Annotated in this window: 15 protein-coding genes; 13 read left to right on the plus strand and 2 right to left on the minus strand. The window is 66.3% G+C overall.

Translation table 11 applies throughout. The features are described from left to right. Position 1 precedes the first annotated feature (1 nt). Together J5474_RS03740 and J5474_RS03745 are read left to right on the plus strand one after the other, a co-directional pair. Positions 2-1,900 carry a PAS-domain containing protein gene (locus tag J5474_RS03740; RefSeq protein ID WP_209359424.1) on the plus strand — a complete coding sequence of 633 codons (1,899 nt, stop codon included), beginning with the start codon at positions 2-4 and terminating at the stop codon, positions 1,898-1,900. Continuing rightward, positions 1,897-2,595 (plus strand): response regulator transcription factor, encoded by a 699-nt coding sequence (locus J5474_RS03745; RefSeq protein ID WP_209359425.1) that lies wholly within the window; start codon positions 1,897-1,899, stop codon positions 2,593-2,595. The genes J5474_RS03740 and J5474_RS03745 overlap by 4 nt, the downstream gene beginning before the upstream one ends. A gap of 7 nt (positions 2,596-2,602) precedes the next feature. Here the strand turns inward: J5474_RS03745 and J5474_RS03750 are convergent, their stop codons facing one another. Together J5474_RS03750 and fdhF are read right to left on the minus strand one after the other, a co-directional pair. Then, positions 2,603-3,781, minus strand: a complete 1,179-nt coding sequence (locus J5474_RS03750) for a PepSY-associated TM helix domain-containing protein (protein ID WP_209359426.1) — start codon at positions 3,779-3,781, stop codon at positions 2,603-2,605. 266 nt (positions 3,782-4,047) lie between these two features. Next, positions 4,048-6,828, minus strand: coding sequence for a formate dehydrogenase subunit alpha (gene fdhF / locus J5474_RS03755; protein WP_209359427.1), 2,781 nt, complete (start codon positions 6,826-6,828; stop codon positions 4,048-4,050). Between the two features lie 329 nt (positions 6,829-7,157). Here fdhF and J5474_RS03760 point away from each other — a divergent pair, with 329 nt between their 5' ends. The 11 genes from J5474_RS03760 to J5474_RS03810 all read left to right on the plus strand — a co-directional run bounded on the left by J5474_RS03760 (position 7,158) and on the right by J5474_RS03810 (position 16,329). Then, entirely contained in the window at positions 7,158-8,030 is an 873-nt protein-coding gene (locus J5474_RS03760; protein WP_209359428.1) for a branched-chain amino acid aminotransferase, read from the plus strand. A gap of 9 nt (positions 8,031-8,039) precedes the next feature. Next, positions 8,040-8,564 carry a hypothetical protein gene (locus J5474_RS03765; RefSeq protein WP_209359429.1) on the plus strand — a complete coding sequence of 175 codons (525 nt, stop codon included), beginning with the start codon at positions 8,040-8,042 and terminating at the stop codon, positions 8,562-8,564. A gap of 76 nt (positions 8,565-8,640) precedes the next feature. Then, positions 8,641-9,096: a universal stress protein gene (locus J5474_RS03770; protein WP_209359430.1), complete on the plus strand. Its 456-nt coding sequence runs from the start codon at positions 8,641-8,643 to the stop codon at positions 9,094-9,096. Continuing rightward, positions 9,096-9,554: a DUF2267 domain-containing protein gene (locus tag J5474_RS03775; RefSeq protein WP_209359431.1), complete on the plus strand. Its 459-nt coding sequence runs from the start codon at positions 9,096-9,098 to the stop codon at positions 9,552-9,554. Before J5474_RS03770 ends, J5474_RS03775 begins: the two co-directional genes overlap by 1 nt. An 82-nt stretch (positions 9,555-9,636) precedes the next feature. Next, on the plus strand, positions 9,637-10,200 hold the full coding sequence (locus tag J5474_RS03780) for a NifU family protein (RefSeq protein WP_209359432.1): 564 nt from the start codon (positions 9,637-9,639) through the stop codon (positions 10,198-10,200). 124 nt (positions 10,201-10,324) lie between these two features. After that, positions 10,325-10,900, plus strand: a complete 576-nt coding sequence (tsaB, locus tag J5474_RS03785) for a tRNA (adenosine(37)-N6)-threonylcarbamoyltransferase complex dimerization subunit type 1 TsaB (protein WP_209359433.1) — start codon at positions 10,325-10,327, stop codon at positions 10,898-10,900. Continuing rightward, complete coding sequence (locus J5474_RS03790) at positions 10,890-11,303, plus strand: GNAT family N-acetyltransferase (RefSeq protein ID WP_209359434.1); 414 nt, start codon at positions 10,890-10,892, stop codon at positions 11,301-11,303. Before tsaB ends, J5474_RS03790 begins: the two co-directional genes overlap by 11 nt. Positions 11,304-11,417: 114 nt before the next feature. Continuing rightward, positions 11,418-12,422: a BMP family lipoprotein gene (locus J5474_RS03795; RefSeq protein WP_209359435.1), complete on the plus strand. Its 1,005-nt coding sequence runs from the start codon at positions 11,418-11,420 to the stop codon at positions 12,420-12,422. A gap of 141 nt (positions 12,423-12,563) precedes the next feature. Next, complete coding sequence (locus J5474_RS03800; protein ID WP_209359436.1) at positions 12,564-14,174, plus strand: ABC transporter ATP-binding protein; 1,611 nt, start codon at positions 12,564-12,566, stop codon at positions 14,172-14,174. Positions 14,175-14,266: 92 nt separating this feature from the next. Continuing rightward, positions 14,267-15,364 carry an ABC transporter permease gene (locus tag J5474_RS03805; protein ID WP_209359437.1) on the plus strand — a complete coding sequence of 366 codons (1,098 nt, stop codon included), beginning with the start codon at positions 14,267-14,269 and terminating at the stop codon, positions 15,362-15,364. Next, a complete protein-coding gene (locus J5474_RS03810; RefSeq protein ID WP_209359438.1) occupies positions 15,364-16,329 on the plus strand; it encodes an ABC transporter permease in 966 nt (321 codons plus the stop codon). Before J5474_RS03805 ends, J5474_RS03810 begins: the two co-directional genes overlap by 1 nt. Positions 16,330-16,401: the final 72 nt, after the last annotated feature.

Here is a 16,401-nt window from a genome sequence, read left to right on the forward strand (position 1 = left end):
CATGCACACGACCACCGATACCGCCGCCTATACGCTCGCCGGGCTGAACCTCATCCAGCAGGCTCTGTCCATCTTCGACCGTGACCTGCGGCTGGTGTTGGTCAATCGCCCCATGCAGAGCATGTTCGACCTGCCCGACGCGCTCTGCACCCCCGGAACCCCCTTCGAAGCAGTCATCCGCCACCTCGTCGATCATGGCGAATACGGCACGCTCGACGACCCCGGCGCCTTCGTCCGCGACCGCGTGGACCTCGCCCGCGATTTCGAACCGCATTACATGGAGCGCAGCCGCGCCAACGGGCGCATGATATCCGTCGAGGGGGCGCCGCTCCCACAGGGCGGATGGGTGACGGTCTACACCGACATCACCGCGATCAAGCAACAGGAAGCCCTGCTGCGCACCCATTCCGAGACGCTCTCGGAGGAGGTCCTGCGCCGCTCCGAAGAACTCAGCCAGACCAACCGCCAGCTCGCGGCCACCATCACCGCACTCGAAGAGGCGCGCCGCCAGCTGACGGAGATCGAGGCCCGCACCCGCACCACCGCCGAGATGATGCCCGCCCATATCGCCCGCGTCGATGCCACCGGGCACTATACCTTTTCCAACAACCGCCTGTCGGACGTGATGCCGGGGCGGCCCTCCACCATCGTCGGCCTGCATGCCTCGCAGGCACTGGGGGCCGCCTGGGCACGGGTGCGGCCGCATTTCGAGCTGGCGCTGAAGGGTCGCGCCTCGACCTTCGAGTTCACCGACGAAAGTTCCTCGCGCCGCATCCGGGGCGCATTCACCCCCGACCCGCTGGAGCCGGGCGTCTACATCCTGTCGCAGGACGTGACAGAGGAGACGCAGGCCCGCGCCGCGCTGCAACAGACCCGCAGACGGGAGATGGCGGCGCAGCTGACCTCGGGTCTGGCGCATGACTTCTCGAACCTGCTGACGATCATCCTCGGCCACCACGCAAAACTCGCCCGGCTCGACCTGCCCCACGACGCCACCGCCTCCGTTACCGCCACGCTGCAGGCCGCGCGGCGCGGCGGGCGGCTGCTCGAGCGCATCGCCGACATTACCTCGCCCCGTACCTGGCAGCCGCAACCGTTGCGGCTGACGCCTTTTCTGGAGGACTTGCGCACCCTAGCGACCCCCACCCTGCCCGAGGGTCTGGACATCGCCCTGGACGACGCCACCACCGGGCCGCTGATGGTCGATCCGGGGCTTCTGCAGGACGCGCTTCTGAACCTTGTGCTGAACGCCACCCATGCCTGCGCGGGCCACGGCGCTCCGCATATCACCCTTGCCGCGCGCGAGGTGCAGGGCACCTGGCTGGAGATCACCGTCAGCGACACCGGCCCGGGTTTTTCGACGGAGGCGCTGGAGCGCGGTCTCACCCCTTTCTTCACCACAAAGGGGGGCGAAGGCTCGGGGCTCGGGCTGGCCATGGTCTATGACATGGTGAAGCTTGCCGGCGGATCCATCCGGCTCGGCAATACCGACAGCGGCGCACGCGTAACCCTGCGCCTGCCTTTGCGTCTCGCGCCCGTGTTGCCTCAGACCGGCCTTGTTCTGCTGGTAGAGGACAGCCCCGACCTGCGCGCCCCCATCCGCGATATGCTGACGGCGAGCGGTTATACCGTGGTCGAAGCCGCCTCCGTGACCGAGGCCGCGACCCTGCTCGACAGTCTGCCGGTGGCGATGATCCTCTCGGACGTCTCGCTCGAAGGCTCCACACCGGGCTATGCGCTGGCCGACCACGCGCCCGGCATACCGCTGCGGTTGATGACCTCGCTCCCGCGGGGCCACCCCGACCACGCGGAAGCCCGCGCCCGCGCGCCGGTGCTGGCGAAGCCCTTCGACGCAGAAGCGCTTGCCGCCTTCCTCGCGACAGGTCACGAAGGGGCATGACCGACGCACCGCTGATCACCATTCTCGACGACGAACCCGCCATCCGCGACATCCTCACCGAGGCGCTGCAGGAGGCGGGCTTCCGCACCCGCGCGTTTTCGCGCGCGACGGAATTCGAGGCCGCGCTCCGGACCACCACGCCCGATGTGGCACTGGTCGACCTCGGCCTGCCCGACCGCGACGGGCTGACGCTCGTGCACCGGCTGGCGCTGGAACAGGGCGCGAAGGTCATCATCATCTCGGGCCGCGCGCAGGTGCAGGACCGCGTGACGGGGCTGGAACTGGGCGCCGACGACTACGTCACAAAGCCCTTCGAGGCCGCCGAGGTCGTCGCCCGCGTCCGCGCCCGCCTGCGCAAGGCACCGGCGCGACCACAGCAGACCACGGCGCGCTTCGGCGAGTGGACCGCGCATTTCGACCGGTTCTCGCTGGAGCGCGGGGCGGAGGAGACCGCCTTCTCGCAGGCAGAGGCGGAGGTCCTGCGCCTCTTCCTCGAAAGCCCCAAGCGCCTGATCACCCGGACCCAGATGCAGGAGGCGCTTGGCGGCACGGCGGGCGACAGCTTTGACAGGGCGATGGACGTGCGGATTTCGCGGCTGCGGACAAAGCTCGGCGAGGACCCGAAGAACCCGCGCCTGATCAAGACGATCTACGGCGCTGGCTACATCTTTCTCGGCGACGTCACCTGGAGCTGAAATCGTCTCAGGCGGTTCGCCTCGGTCGGGCCATCCGCCAGAGCCGCCGCAGCCCTAGCGCCATGCCGGTATAGACCAGTACCGCCGCAGCGAGCGAGGCCAGCCCCGCCACGGCCTGCCCGACCAGCCCATAGTACTGCCCGGTATGGGCAAACCGCGCCCAGAGCCGCAGCCGCGCGCCGACCGTGCCCGTGGCCCCGGTCTCCGTTCTGATCACCGCGCCGGTGGCGCGATCCATCACCAGCCGGGTCTTTGCCGCCGGCTGCTGGCCGTTACCGGCATCCAGCGTCAGCGCGACAACCCCTGCCCCGCTCTCCGGCACCGCGATCTGCGCCCGCTTCCAGTTCGGCCGGGTCTCTTCCGCCACTGCGATCAGCTCCGCATAGGATAGCGGCGTACCCGACAAGGGCTGCCTTGCCAGAGCATTTGGGATATTGCTCGCGCCGCGCTGCACGCCCTGCCCGCCGCCTGTGCCGTTGCGGCCTTCGGCCGGTGCGTTGGCGGGCGGGCCACGCTGCGGCACCACCTCGCCGACAGAGGCATAGAGCAGCGCGTTGGCCCACGAATAGCTCATCACCACCCCGGTCAGCACGATCACGAAGAGTGGCACCAACGCCCAGATGCCAAAGACATGGTGCCAATTGTAATCCCGCGCCTGCGCCGTCGGCAGGCCACGGCGGAAGAACAGCTTGGTCTTCAGCACCGTCCAGCGCCACGCCTTCGGCAACCACAGATAAAGCCCCGAGACCACGAGCCAGAGGAAAAGCAGGTTCGCCGCCCCCACCACCTCCCGCCCCGGATCGGACCGCCCGCCCGGTGCCAGCCAACGGTGCACCCCCTCCACCGCGAGGAAGAATTCCGCGACGCCCGCGCCCGCCCCTTCGACGACAGCGCCGCTCCATGGATCGATCACGGACGCCAGCCGCCCCTGCGACAGCGTCACCAACCCACCCACCCCGCGCGGCAGCGTAAGAACCTGCCCCGGCTGCGCACCCGTGGCCTCCAGAAGAACCTCAACCGATAGCGGGGCGGCATCCCGTGGCGCCTCGATCGCGCGCGCGCGGACCCAGTCTTCGATCTGCCCCTCGAAGGCCAGCAAGGCCCCTGTCACCGCCAGAACGAAAACCACCAGTCCGGCGGTTAGTCCTGCCAATAGATGCGCCCAGAAAATCACATTGCGAAGCATTCCGCCCCCCTTGCTGTCGCGGCCCGCAGGTCTCCACGACGCTCTGGCGCATTTCCGCCGTCAGCTTGCCGAAAGAACCCGCGCCCGACCCGAGGTCATGACGTCGCAGCGCATCGGTTGGGTCTGTCAACGCACTTGCGCTTCTCATTGGAGAAATGCTCGCAGGCGCTCGCGACGGCCCCCGCCACGCCAGGACCAATGCGCTGCGGGACGGCGGGCGGGGCGCCTTTGCGCGCCGCGCAAACAGCGCCCGCCCGTCGTCACATTCACTCGGCGGCGACGCGGTCCTCGACAGCCTCCACCCTCACCGCCGAATACTTGAACTCCGGGATCTTCCCGAACGGGTCGAGGGCCGGATTGGTTAGAATGTTGGCGGCCGCCTCCACGTAGGCGAAGGGCAGGAAAACCATGTCGGGTGCCACCGCACGGTCGGCGCGGGCCATGACCTCCAGCGCGCCGCGCCGGGTCACCAGACGCACCATGCCGCCCGGTTCAACCCCGAGCCTGCGCAGTGTGGACGGGTGCAGAGAGCAGTTGGCCTCTGGCTCCACTGCGTCCAGCACGCTTGCCCGCCGCGTCATAGACCCGGTATGCCAATGTTCCAGCTGCCGCCCCGTGGTCAGCACCATGGGGAAATTCTCGTCCGGTACCTCCGCCGGCGGCGTCACCCGCGCAGGCGTGAACTTCGCCCGGCCGGCCCGCCGTGGGAAGCCGTCGCCGAATACCACCGCCTGTCCGGGATCGTCCGGCCCGCTGCAGGGGTAGGTGACCGCGCTCTCCGCCTCCAGCCGCTTCCAGGTGATGTGGTGCAGGCTGCGCATGGACATCTTCATCTCGTCGAAAATCTCGCGCGGGTCGTCGTAATCCCAGTCCAGTCCGATCCGGCGCGCCAGATCCACGATCACCTGCCAGTCCTCGCGCGCCTCCCCCGGCGCGGGCAGTGCCGCGCGCATCATCTGCACCTGCCGGTTGGTGTTCGTTACCGTGCCCGTCTTTTCCGGCATCGCGGCGGCGGGCAGGATCACGTCGGCGTAGTTCGCTGTCTCGGTCAGAAAGATGTCCTGCACGACGAGGTGATCGAGCTTGGCCAGCGCCTTCCTCGCGTGTTCCACGTCCGGGTCGGACATGGCGGGGTTTTCCCCCAGAATGTACATGCCACGAATCTCCCCGCGGTAAACGCGGTCCATGATTTCCACAACCGTCAGACCCGGCTGGGCCTGGATCTCCGTGCCGCGCCAGATGTGCTTGAACAGTTCGCGCACCTCCACGTCGGTCACCGGCTGGTAGTCCGGCATGACCTGCGGGATCAGCCCCGCGTCCGACGCCCCCTGCACGTTGTTCTGCCCCCTCAGCGGGTGCAGCCCGGTGCCCGGCCGCCCGACATGGCCACAAAGCAGTGCGAGGCTGATCAGGCAGCGCGAGTTGTCGGTGCCGTGGATGTGCTGGCTGATACCCATGCCCCAGAAGATCATCCCCGCCCGCGCTCCGGCGAAACGCCGCGCCACATCTCGGATCACCTCGGGTTCAATGCCGCAGAGTTCGGACATACGCTCGGGCGTGAAGGCCCGGATATGGTCGCGGAATTCAAAGAACCCCTCGGTAAAGCCTTCGATATACTGCCGGTCGTATAGCTTTTCTTCAACGATCACGTTCATGATCGCGTTCAGCAGGGCCACGTCGGTGCCGGGGCGGAACTGCAGCATATGGGTCGCGTGCCGTTTCATCGCGGTGCCGCGCGGGTCCATGATGATCAGTTCGCCGCCGCGTTTGGCGAACTGCTTGAAGAAGGTCGCCGCGACCGGATGGTTCTCTGTCGGGTTCGACCCGATCACGATCGCCACGTCTGCGTTCTCGATCTCGTTGAAGGTCGCCGTCACCGCGCCGCTGCCGACGTTCTCCATCAGCGCCGCCACCGAGGACGCGTGGCACAGTCGCGTACAATGGTCGACGTTGTTGTGCTTGAAACCCTGTCGGATGAACTTCTGGAAGAGGTAGGCCTCTTCGTTGGTGCACTTGGCGGACCCGAAGCCCGCCACGGAAGTGCCCCCGTAATAGGACCGCAGATCCGCAAGCCCATGGGCGGCGCGGTCCAGTGCCTCTTCCCAGGTCGCCTCCCGGAAGTGCGTGAACGGGTTTGCCGGGTCCACGTTCAGCCCTTTGTCGGGGGCATCGTCCCGCCGGATCAGCGGTTTGGTCAGCCGGTGCGGGTGGTGGATATAATCAAAACCGAACCGCCCCTTGACGCAGAGCCGCCCCTCGTTCGCCGGGCCGTTGATGCCCTCGACGGATTTGACGCGCCCCTCCTTGATCTTGACCGAGACCTGGCACCCGACGCCGCAGAAGGGACAGACGGTCTTTGTCTCGCTGTCGATATCCCTGCTGTCGCCCTGCTGGTTTGCGTCCACCGCCGAGGCCGGCATCAGCGCGCCGGTCGGGCAGGCCTGCACGCACTCCCCACAGGCCACGCAGGACGACTCGCCCATAGGGTCGTCCATATCGAAGACCGGGTAGGCATCGTGGCCGCGCCCGGCCATGCCGATCACGTCGTTGACCTGCACCTCGCGGCAGGCCCGTACACACAGCCCGCACTGGATGCAGGCATCCAGATTTACCCGCATCGCCACATGGCTGTCATCGAGCAGCGGAATGCGCTCCGCCTCCAGCGTCGGGAAACGGCTCTCTGCGACGCAGCTCTCCGCCGCCATGTCCCACAGGTGTGACGATGCATCATGCGCCGCCGCCTTCTCGGGCTGGTCGGCCAGCAGCAACTCCATCACCATTTTACGCGCGCCACGCGCCCGGGCGGAGGCGGTGGTGACCACCATCCCCTCGACCGGCTCGCGGATGCAGGAGGCGGCCAGCGTGCGCTCACCCTCGATTTCCACCATGCAGGCACGGCAATTTCCGTCGGGCCGGTACCCCGGCTGCGGCTTGTGGCACAAATGCGGGATCTTCAGCCCCCGACCGTGCGCCACCTCCCAGATCGTCACGCCCTTCTCGGCCTCGACCTGCTCCCCATCTAGGGTGAATCGGATGATGTCGGACATGGGCACGCCTCCCTGAACGCTTGCGGGCTGACTAAACCATGTTCACGGCGGCAGGCATGGAACAATGCCGACCTTCGGCTGCGTTTTTGCGGCGACGGGTTTCCGATGCGCCCCGAAGCGTGCGAAACCGGAAAAAACGGTGGCAAAATCACCGCGCCCCGGCTTCTTCCAGGTTCAAATACTCGCACTCAGATCGTCCCCCACGCCCCCCGGTCGCGAAGGCGCACCTAATTTTTTTCGCAGAAAGATCGCTCCCCGCCTGCGGGGCCGCTTCGGTCTGGACGTCCGCGTCCCACGCGCCTAGCTTCGCGCGCAAAAGGAGACCCCGCATGGCGACCGGCACGAACATCCGCACCTACTTCAACGGCACCTGGCACGACGGAGACGCCATGATCATCCGCGCCGCCGACCATGGCGCATGGCTTGGGTCCAATGTCTTTGACGGCGCGCGCTACGTCCATGGCGTGCACCCAGACCTCGACGCGCATTGCGCGCGCGTGAACCGTTCGGCAGAGGCGCTGATGCTGCGCCCCACCGTCACGCCCCGGGATATGGTGGAGATCGTCCGCGAAGGACTGTCACAATACCCGAAGAACGCCGCCGTCTATATCCGCCCGATGTACTGGGGCATCAATGGCGACGTCACCGCCATTGTGCCGCAACCCGAGGAAACCGGCTTTGCCATCTGCCTCGAGGAAATCCCCATGGCCCCGCCGGAGGCCGCCACCACGCTGGGCCGCACGCGCTTCCGCCGTCCCGTCATGGAAAGCGCCGTGGTCAATGCAAAGGCCGGCTGCCTCTACCCCAACAACGCGCGGATGCTCACCGAGGTGCGGGCCCGGGGCTTTGGCAACGCATTGGTGGCGGATGCCATGGGCAATGTTGCCGAAAGCGCGACGGCGAATGTCTTCATGGTGAAGGACGGCGCGGTTTTCACTCCCATCGCAAACGGCACCTTTCTCGCTGGGATCACCCGCGCCCGCCACATGGCCAACATGAAGGCCGAGGGCATCGACTGCTTCGAAACGGTGCTGAGCTTCGAGGATTTCGCCGAAGCGGATGAAGTTTTCCTCACCGGCAACATGAACAAGATCACACCGGTGACGGGATTCGAGGACACCTCCTACCAGGTGGGGCCGATGACGAAACGCCTGCGCGATATGTATTGGGACTGGGCGCTGTCCGGGGCGCGTCCGGCCTGAGGCCAGACCATGGCAAAGCTCATCGTCATCGGGATTATCCTCGGATTTTTTGGTGTCGTCCTGCTCGTGGTGCAGCACAACTATCGCCGCGAAATGCGGGATCGCGCCACGCGCGTGCCGACGCTGGACGATCAGCTCGACGTGCTGACCCGGGCGGGGCTGCCGATGGCGGCGGGCCTGTCGCGCGAAGACCTGCTCGCATGGGGACCGGAGCAAAGCTATCGGCACGATCCGTGGCGACTCCTGCTGCTGACGCTGGCCTGCCGCGCTGACGACGGCCGTCCGCTGTCTCCCCGCGCGGCGCTGGTCGACATGACCGGCCCGGTACCGACGGAGGAGCTTGCCCGCATCACCGGCCACCGCCCCGAACCAACCGATCTGGAAACCGCACTGGCAAACTGCGCCCACGCCCTGCCCGATGGAAGCGGGCTCTATCGGTTGGACAACGGCACGGACGTGGCGCTTTTCGTCCTGCCACCGGCCGGTGCGGAGCGGATCGAGGCCCGCGTCCCCGGTCTGCTGACCCGCCTCTGACCCTGTCGGGCCGCAGAAACGCGGTGGTGGACAGCCGCCCGAGCCTCTGCCACTCTTCGCCCGCAGGAGAGACCATATGCGCAAGTTCCTCGTCGTGCTCGACGATTCCCGAGAATGCCTGAACGCCATGCGCTTCGCCGCCATGCGTGCGTCCAAGTCCAGCGGAGCGGTGGCGATCCTGTCGGTGATCCCGCCGGAGGAGTTCAACCACTGGATCGGCGTCGGGGACATCATGCGCGAAGAGGCGCGCGAACGCATCCACGCGCATTTCGAGGTCTTTGCCAAATGGATGCGCGACAAGCAGGGCGTGGACCCCGAACTCGTCATCCGCGAGGGCGACCCGGTGGCCGAAATCCTCGCGCAGGTGCGTGAGGATCCGGAAATCGGCATCCTCGTCCTTGGCGCTGCCGCCGACAAGAAAGGCCCCGGCCCGTTGGTCACCCACATGACCCGTTCGGCCGGATCGCTACCGGTGCCGATCACCATCGTGCCCGGAGATCTGTCGAAGGAGCGGCTGGAAGCCATCACCTGATGCCGATGCCGTGGACGTTCCGGCATTCGCAAAAGGATTTTTCCGCCTTCCTCGCGGATGCGGCTGACAGGATGGACCTGACCACCGATAATGCCACCTACACCGCCGTCGAAGCCGTGCTGCACTGTTTTCGCGCCCGGCAGTCGCCGCAACAGGTCGCCGATTTCGCGCAGGTCCGGCCGCCCATTCTCCGAGCGATCCTGATCGAGGACTGGACGATCCCGGACCGCCCTGCCCCCTGGGCCGACCGCGACAGGTTCATCGCAGAGGTCATGTCCCATCGATGCGCCCACAACCTGACTCCGGACAACGCGATCGAAGCCACGGCCTGGGCTCTGCGCCGCCACCTGCGTCAGGTCGATCTCGACCGCGTTCTGGAGCGCTTCGGCCCCGCGGCCCGCGCATTCTGGACCCCGGGCGAAGCCGACCCTGCGCAACTCGCGCAGCGCATCCTCTGACCATGTTTAGAATCGTTCCAATCCTTGACGTCGGGCGGCGCATTTCGCATATAGTATGCAACCCAGACAAGGTATCTTTCAGATGTTCATCCAGACCGAATCCACGCCGAACCCGGCCACGCTGAAGTTCCTGCCCGGCCAGACCGTGCTGGAGATGGGCACCGCCGACTTCCCTTCCGCAGAGACCGCCACCGCCTCGCCGCTGGCGCAGCGGCTGTTTTCCGTGAACGGGGTAACCGGGGCCTTCTTCGGAACGGACTTCGTCACCGTGACGAAGGCCGACAGCATCGATTGGGACCACCTGAAACCCGCCATTCTCGGTGCCATCATGGAGCATTTCCAGTCCGGCGCGCCGGTCATGGCCGAAGGCAGCGCTCAGGCGGGTGGCCATGCGGAACATTCTGGCGAGGACGCGGAAATTGTCGGCCAGATCAAGGAATTGCTGGACAGCCGCGTGCGTCCCGCAGTGGCACAGGACGGCGGCGACATCACCTTTCACGGCTTTGACCGGGGCGTGGTTTACCTGCACATGCAGGGCGCCTGCGCGGGCTGCCCCTCATCGACGCTGACGCTGAAGATGGGGATCGAGAACCTTCTGCGGCACTACATTCCCGAGGTGACAGAGGTCCGGCCCGTCGCGGTCTGATACGATCGGCGAAGCCAGAACCAGAGGCCGCCCCCCCGGGGCGGCCTTTTGCATGGTCCGTCTGCGTCGCGGCCGCAGCCTCCACCCCGTTGCACGGCCCCGTCCGGCGCGGCATAAGGCGCGCATGATCCTCGCCTTCGACACCTCCACCAGCCATGTCATCGCCGCCTTGTTGGACGGCGACCGCCTATTTACCCGCAACGAGGAAATGGGGCGCGGACAGGCCGAACGATTGATGCCACTACTGGAGGAGATCCTCCTCGAGGCTGGCGCGCGCTGGCAGGATATCACACGGATCGGCGTCGGTGTCGGGCCGGGCAATTTCACCGGCATCCGCATTTCCGTCTCCACCGCGCGCGGGCTGGCGCTGGGGCTGAGAGTTCCGGCGGTGGGTGTTTCCACCTTCGAAGTCATCCACCACGGCACGCCGCAGGCGGAGGCCGCCGTCCCCGCCCCGCGCCAACAGGTCTACACCTGCACGCCCGGTGGCACACCCGTCCTGATAGAACCGCACGAAGGCCTGACGCTGCCGCCCGCCGGGGCCGCGTGGGCCGCCGCCATCGCGCGCGTGGCCGCCGCCAAGACGCCGGACCAGCGCCCCGCGCCGCTTTATGTCCGGCCTGCCGACGCCGCACCATCGAAAGAACCGCCGCCGGTGATCCTCGACGACGCCGGCATTGGCGCGCCAAATGACACCTGAATCCCTCGCGGATCTTTCGGCCCGCGCCTACACCCACATGCAACCATGGTCGGCGCAGGCCTTCGCCGACACGCTGGCCCGCCCGCACGCCCTGCTGACCGTGACCGAGCACGCCTTTGTCCTCGGCCTCGTGGTGGCCGGTGAGGCGGAGGTTCTCGCCCTTGCCGCCGACCCCGACCACCTGCGAAAAGGCCACGCCGCGCGCACTCTTGCGTGCTTTCATCAGGATGCCGAAAAAAGAGGCGCCAGCCGCGTTTTCCTCGAAGTGGCCAGCCAAAACGCCCCGGCCCGCGCGCTCTACGCCGCTGCGGGGTATACCCCTGCCGGCCTTCGCAAGGGCTACTACCCGCAACCCGGCGCACCGGCCGATGATGCTCTTGTTCTCACACGCATACTGCCCTGACGTGACCTTCCGTCGTTAAAGAATCCGCCTTGACCCCCATGCGGGGCTGCGTCTTGATGGGTCCATCAGATAACGAGGGGCCTTTTCGCCCCCACCACCTGGGAGCTGACATCCATGACCTTCATGCAGAAGACCCTCGGCACAGTTGCCGCGCTGGCCCTCTCCGCCGGCGCCGCGCTGGCCGATCCGGCGCTGGTCTACGACCTTGGCGGCAAGTTCGACAAGTCGTTCAACGAGGCCGCCTACAATGGCGCGGAGCGTTGGGCGAAGGAGACCGGCGGCAGCTACAAGGACATCGAGATGCAGTCCGAAGCCCAGCGTGAGCAGGCCCTGCGCCGCTTTGCCGAGGCAGGCTACAACCCGGTCATCACCACCGGTTTCTCCTTTGCCGAGCCGATCAAGAACGTCGCCGCCGACTACCCAGACACCAAGTTCGTGAACGTCGACGGCTTCCTGCCGGAGATCCCTGAGAACGTTCTGCTGATCAACTTCCAGGAACACCAGGGCTCTTACCTCGTGGGTATGCTGGCCGCGATGGAGTCGAAGTCCGGTACGGTCGGCTTTGTCGGCGGGATGGACATTCCGCTGATCCGTCACTTTGCCTGCGGCTACGCCCAGGGCGCGAAGGCGGTCAACCCCGACATCAACGTGATCGCGAACATGACCGGCACCACCCCGGCGGCATGGAACGACCCGGTGAAGGGCGCGGAACTGGCGAAGGCGCAGATCGGCCAGGGGGCGGATGTGATCTACGCCGCCGCCGGTGGCACGGGTCTGGGCGTTCTGCAGACCGCCGCAGACGAGGGCATTTACTCGATCGGCGTCGACAGCAACCAGAACCACCTGCACCCGGGTTCGGTCCTGACCTCCATGCTCAAGCGCGTCGACAACGCCGTCTATGAGGCCATGACGGCGGGCGCCGACCTCGAGACCGGCAAGTTCATGACGCTGGGCCTCGCCGAGGAAGGCGTCGGCTACGCGGTGGACGAGAACAACTCAGAGCTCATCACCGACGAGATGACGGCCACCGTCGAGGATGCCAAGGCGAAGATCATCTCCGGCGACATCGACGTCGTGTCCTACTACGCCAACGACAGCTGCCCCGCGCTGGACTTCTGATCCGGGCCGCATGACCTGAGAGGGCCGCGCCGTCACAACCGGCGCGGCTTGCTTTTACACCGTCCCGATGCCTTGGCCCGGGACATCCGCGTTCAAGGCAAGAGGCCCCGGATCACGCCCCGGAGCACGATGGACCCCAGAATGACCGAAAGCTCCCCCGCACCCGCGATCGAACTCAAGGGCATTTCCAAGGCCTTCGGCCCCGTGCAGGCCAACAAGGACATCTCGATTCGCGTCATGCCGGGCACGATCCACGGCATCATCGGCGAAAACGGCGCGGGGAAATCCACGCTGATGTCGATCCTCTACGGCTTCTACAAGGCCGACTCCGGCGAAATCCGGGTCAATGGCAACCTGAAGTCCATCACCGACAGCCAGGCCGCCATTGCCGCTGGCATCGGCATGGTCTTCCAGCACTTCAAGCTGGTGCAGAACTTCACCGTTCTGGAAAACGTCATCCTCGGTGCGGAGGACGGTGCCATGCTGCGGCCCTCGCTCGACAAGGCACGCGGAGAGTTGAAGCGCCTCGCCGAGGACTACGAGCTTCAGGTCGACCCCGACGCCCTGATCGAGAACCTCTCCGTCGGCCACCAGCAGCGTGTGGAGATCCTCAAGGCGCTGTACCGGCAGGCCGACATCCTGATACTGGACGAGCCGACCGGCGTGCTGACGCCCGCCGAAGCCGACCACCTTTTCCGCATCCTCGAAGGCCTGCGTCGCGAGGGCAAGACCATCATCCTCATCACCCACAAGCTGCGCGAGATCATGGAGATCACCGATACAGTCTCTGTCATGCGGCGCGGCGAGATGACCGCGACGGTCAAGACCGCCGAAACCTCGCCCGAGCAGCTGGCCGAACTGATGGTGGGTCGCAAAGTGCTCCTGCGCGTCGACAAGGCCCCCGCCACCCCCGGCGCGCCCATCCTCGAGATCGAGAACCTCCGCCACGTGGACGCGCATGGCGTGGAGCGGCTGAAGGGCATATCGCTGACCGTGCGCAAGGGAGAGATCCTCGGACTGGCGGGCGTCTCCGGAAACGGCCAGTCGGAACTGCTGCATGTGCTGGGCGGCATGACCAATGCCACCGGTACCATCCGCGTGAAGGGCCAGGAGATCGACCTCACGGGCAAGCATTCCGACGGCCAGTCGCGCCGCGCCCGCGGCATCGCCCATGTTCCGGAGGACCGTCACCACGAAGGCCTGATCCTCGACTACACCGCCTGGGAAAACACGATCTTCGGCTATCATCGCGATCCGGAGATCCAGTCCGGCCCCTTCATGAACAACGCCGCGATCAAGGCCGAGGCGCAAGCCAAGATGGATCGCTACGACGTCCGCCCGCCGAACCCGAACCTCGCGGCCAAGAACTTCTCCGGCGGCAACCAGCAGAAGATCGTCCTCGCCCGCGAGATCGAGAGCGACCCGGACATCCTGCTGATCGGCCAGCCCACGCGCGGCGTCGACATCGGTGCCATCGAGTTCATCCACCAGCAGATCGTCGCCCTGCGCGACGCGGGCAAGGCGATCCTGCTGGTCTCCGTGGAACTCGACGAGATCTTCTCGCTCTCCGACCGCATCGCGGTGATGTTCGACGGCCAAATCATGGGCGCACGCCTGCCCTCCGAGACCAACCAGACGGAACTTGGCCTGCTCATGGCGGGCGTCACCGAGATGCCGGACAAGCCGATCATCGAGGCCGTCACCGAGCAGATGGCGGCCAAGGCCCAACGCGAGGCCGCCCGGCATGACTGAGCGCCCCGCTCCCCGTTTCTCCGCTTCGCCAGTACTCCCGCCGGAGGCGTCCCACACCGCCACCGGCGCGCCGATCCAAAGGAATGCGCTCCATGGATAAGATGCCCGCCTGGGCGGACGCCGTCCTCGTCCCCCTGATCTCCATCCTCATCGCCGCCGTACTCTCGGCTCTTGTAATTGCCGCCCTTGGCATGAACCCCTTCGAGGCTTTCCAACTGATGGTCGAAGGCGCGCTGATGAAGTCCTCCGGCTGGGGCTATACGCTGTACTACGCCACGAACTTCATCTTCACCGGCCTCGCGGTGGCTGTGGCTTTCCATGCCCGGATGTTCAACATCGGCGGCGAAGGGCAGGCCCAGATCGGGGGTCTCGGCGTGGCTCTGGCCTGCCTCTTCATCCCCTGGCCGCACTGGTCGCTGGCGCTGATTGCCGCGACGCTGGCCGCCGCGCTCTTTGGCGCGGCCTGGGCCTATATCCCGGCCATTCTGCAGGCAAAGCGCGGGTCGCACATCGTCATCACCACGATCATGTTCAACTTCATCGCCGCGGCGCTGATCAACTACGTGCTGGTCAACCTGCTGCGCCCCGCAGGCGCGATGGAGCCCGCCACCGCCACCTTCCCGGCGGCCACCAGCCTGCCCACCTTCCAGCAGATGTTCTCCACCTCCGAGACGGTGCTGTTTCGCGGGTCGCCCGCGAACATCACCTTCTTCATCGCGGTAGCTGCCTGCATCGGGGTCTGGCTGCTGATCTGGCGCACCCGTCTGGGCTACGAACTGCGCGCCTTCGGCTTTTCCGAAACCGGCGCGAAATACGCCGGCATCTCTCCGGTGAAGATCACAGTGGTCTCGATGCTGATCTCCGGCGCGCTGGCGGGCCTGATGGCGATCAACGCCACGATGGGCGAAGCCGAACGCCTCGTGCTCAACGCCTCCGAAGGCGCGGGCTTCATCGGCATCGCTGTGGCTCTCATGGGGCGGTCGCACCCCGTGGGTGTCTTCCTCGCCGCGCTGCTCTTCGGCTTCCTCTACCAGGGTGGCGCGGAACTGGCCTTCTGGGCCAATATCCCCCGCGAACTGGTCACCGTGATCCAGGCGCTTGTCATCCTTTTCACCGGAGCCCTCGACAACCTGGTGCGCTGGCCGCTTGAGCGCGCCTTTCTCGCCTTCCGCCCGAAAGGAGCACAGTGATGGATTTCGCGACCCTCCTTCAGCTGCTCGAATCCACCATCCGCATGTCGACGCCACTGCTGCTGGCCTGTCTCGCGGGCCTGTTCTCCGAGCGCTCGGGCATCTTCGACATCGGCCTCGAGGGCAAGATGCTGATCGCCGCCTTCTTCTCCGCCGCCATCGCCTACAACACCGGCAACGTCTGGCTGGGCCTCTTGGCGGGCATTGGCGCCTCGCTGGGGCTTTCGGCGATCCACGGGCTCGCCTCCATCACGTTCCGCGGCAACCAGCTGATTTCCGGCGTGGCGCTGAACTTCCTCGCCTCTGGCATTACCGTCCTGATCGCGCAAAGCTGGTACAAGCAGGGCGGCAAGACCCCCACGCTCACCGGCGGCGCACGCCTGAACGAAATCAACCTGCCGCTGACTGAAACGCTCCGTGACGTGCCAGTGTTGGGGCCGATCTACGCCCAAGTGATCTCCGGCCACGCACCGCTGGTCTACGTGGCCTTCCTTGCGGTCCCCGCGACATGGTGGCTTCTGTTCCGCACCCGTTTCGGCCTGCGCCTGCGCGCCGTGGGCGAAGCGCCGGAGGCCGTGGACACTGCGGGCATATCCGTCATCCGACTGCGCTACACCGCCGTCGCCATCTGCGGCATCCTCTGCGGGATCGCGGGCGCCTACATGGCGACCGGCCTGCAGCCCTTCTTTGGCAAGGAAATGACCGCCGGAAGGGGGTATATCGCACTGGCCGCGCTGATTTTCGCCAAATGGCGGCCATGGTACGCGCTCGCCGCCTGCCTGCTGTTCGGCTTCCTGCAGGCCGTGGCGATCCGCTTCCAGAACTTCGACCTTGGTGCCTTTACCGTGCCGGTGCAGGTCATGGACGCCCTGCCCTATATCCTGACCGTCGTCATTCTCGCGGGTTTTATCGGCAAGGCGATCCCGCCGCGCGCCGGCGGCACACCCTACGTAAAGGAACGCTGACAATCCCGATGCCAGATCAAGCGGAACGCCGCCTCGTGCTTCTTCTTGGTCCCAATACCTCTGGGGGGTGCC

This window comes from Sagittula salina (genome assembly GCF_017813235.1).
In the GTDB taxonomy this organism is placed as follows: Bacteria; Pseudomonadota; Alphaproteobacteria; order Rhodobacterales; family Rhodobacteraceae; genus Sagittula; species Sagittula salina.

What these genes read in the sequence shown, in the direction of transcription:
- J5474_RS03750 (WP_209359426.1), bottom strand. Translation starts at nt 3,781, where the DNA reads ATGCTTCGCAATGTGATTTTCTGGGCGCATCTATTGGCAGGACTAACC.
- tsaB (WP_209359433.1), top strand. Translation starts at nt 10,325, where the DNA reads ATGATCCTCGCCTTCGACACCTCCACCAGCCATGTCATCGCCGCCTTG.
- J5474_RS03780 (WP_209359432.1), top strand. Translation starts at nt 9,637, where the DNA reads ATGTTCATCCAGACCGAATCCACGCCGAACCCGGCCACGCTGAAGTTC.
- J5474_RS03795 (WP_209359435.1), top strand. Translation starts at nt 11,418, where the DNA reads ATGACCTTCATGCAGAAGACCCTCGGCACAGTTGCCGCGCTGGCCCTC.
- J5474_RS03775 (WP_209359431.1), top strand. Translation starts at nt 9,096, where the DNA reads ATGCCGATGCCGTGGACGTTCCGGCATTCGCAAAAGGATTTTTCCGCC.
- J5474_RS03810 (WP_209359438.1), top strand. Translation starts at nt 15,364, where the DNA reads ATGGATTTCGCGACCCTCCTTCAGCTGCTCGAATCCACCATCCGCATG.
- J5474_RS03770 (WP_209359430.1), top strand. Translation starts at nt 8,641, where the DNA reads ATGCGCAAGTTCCTCGTCGTGCTCGACGATTCCCGAGAATGCCTGAAC.
- J5474_RS03765 (WP_209359429.1), top strand. Translation starts at nt 8,040, where the DNA reads ATGGCAAAGCTCATCGTCATCGGGATTATCCTCGGATTTTTTGGTGTC.
- J5474_RS03760 (WP_209359428.1), top strand. Translation starts at nt 7,158, where the DNA reads ATGGCGACCGGCACGAACATCCGCACCTACTTCAACGGCACCTGGCAC.
- J5474_RS03745 (WP_209359425.1), top strand. Translation starts at nt 1,897, where the DNA reads ATGACCGACGCACCGCTGATCACCATTCTCGACGACGAACCCGCCATC.
- J5474_RS03740 (WP_209359424.1), top strand. Translation starts at nt 2, where the DNA reads ATGCACACGACCACCGATACCGCCGCCTATACGCTCGCCGGGCTGAAC.
- fdhF (WP_209359427.1), bottom strand. Translation starts at nt 6,828, where the DNA reads ATGTCCGACATCATCCGATTCACCCTAGATGGGGAGCAGGTCGAGGCC.
- J5474_RS03800 (WP_209359436.1), top strand. Translation starts at nt 12,564, where the DNA reads ATGACCGAAAGCTCCCCCGCACCCGCGATCGAACTCAAGGGCATTTCC.
- J5474_RS03805 (WP_209359437.1), top strand. Translation starts at nt 14,267, where the DNA reads ATGGATAAGATGCCCGCCTGGGCGGACGCCGTCCTCGTCCCCCTGATC.
- J5474_RS03790 (WP_209359434.1), top strand. Translation starts at nt 10,890, where the DNA reads ATGACACCTGAATCCCTCGCGGATCTTTCGGCCCGCGCCTACACCCAC.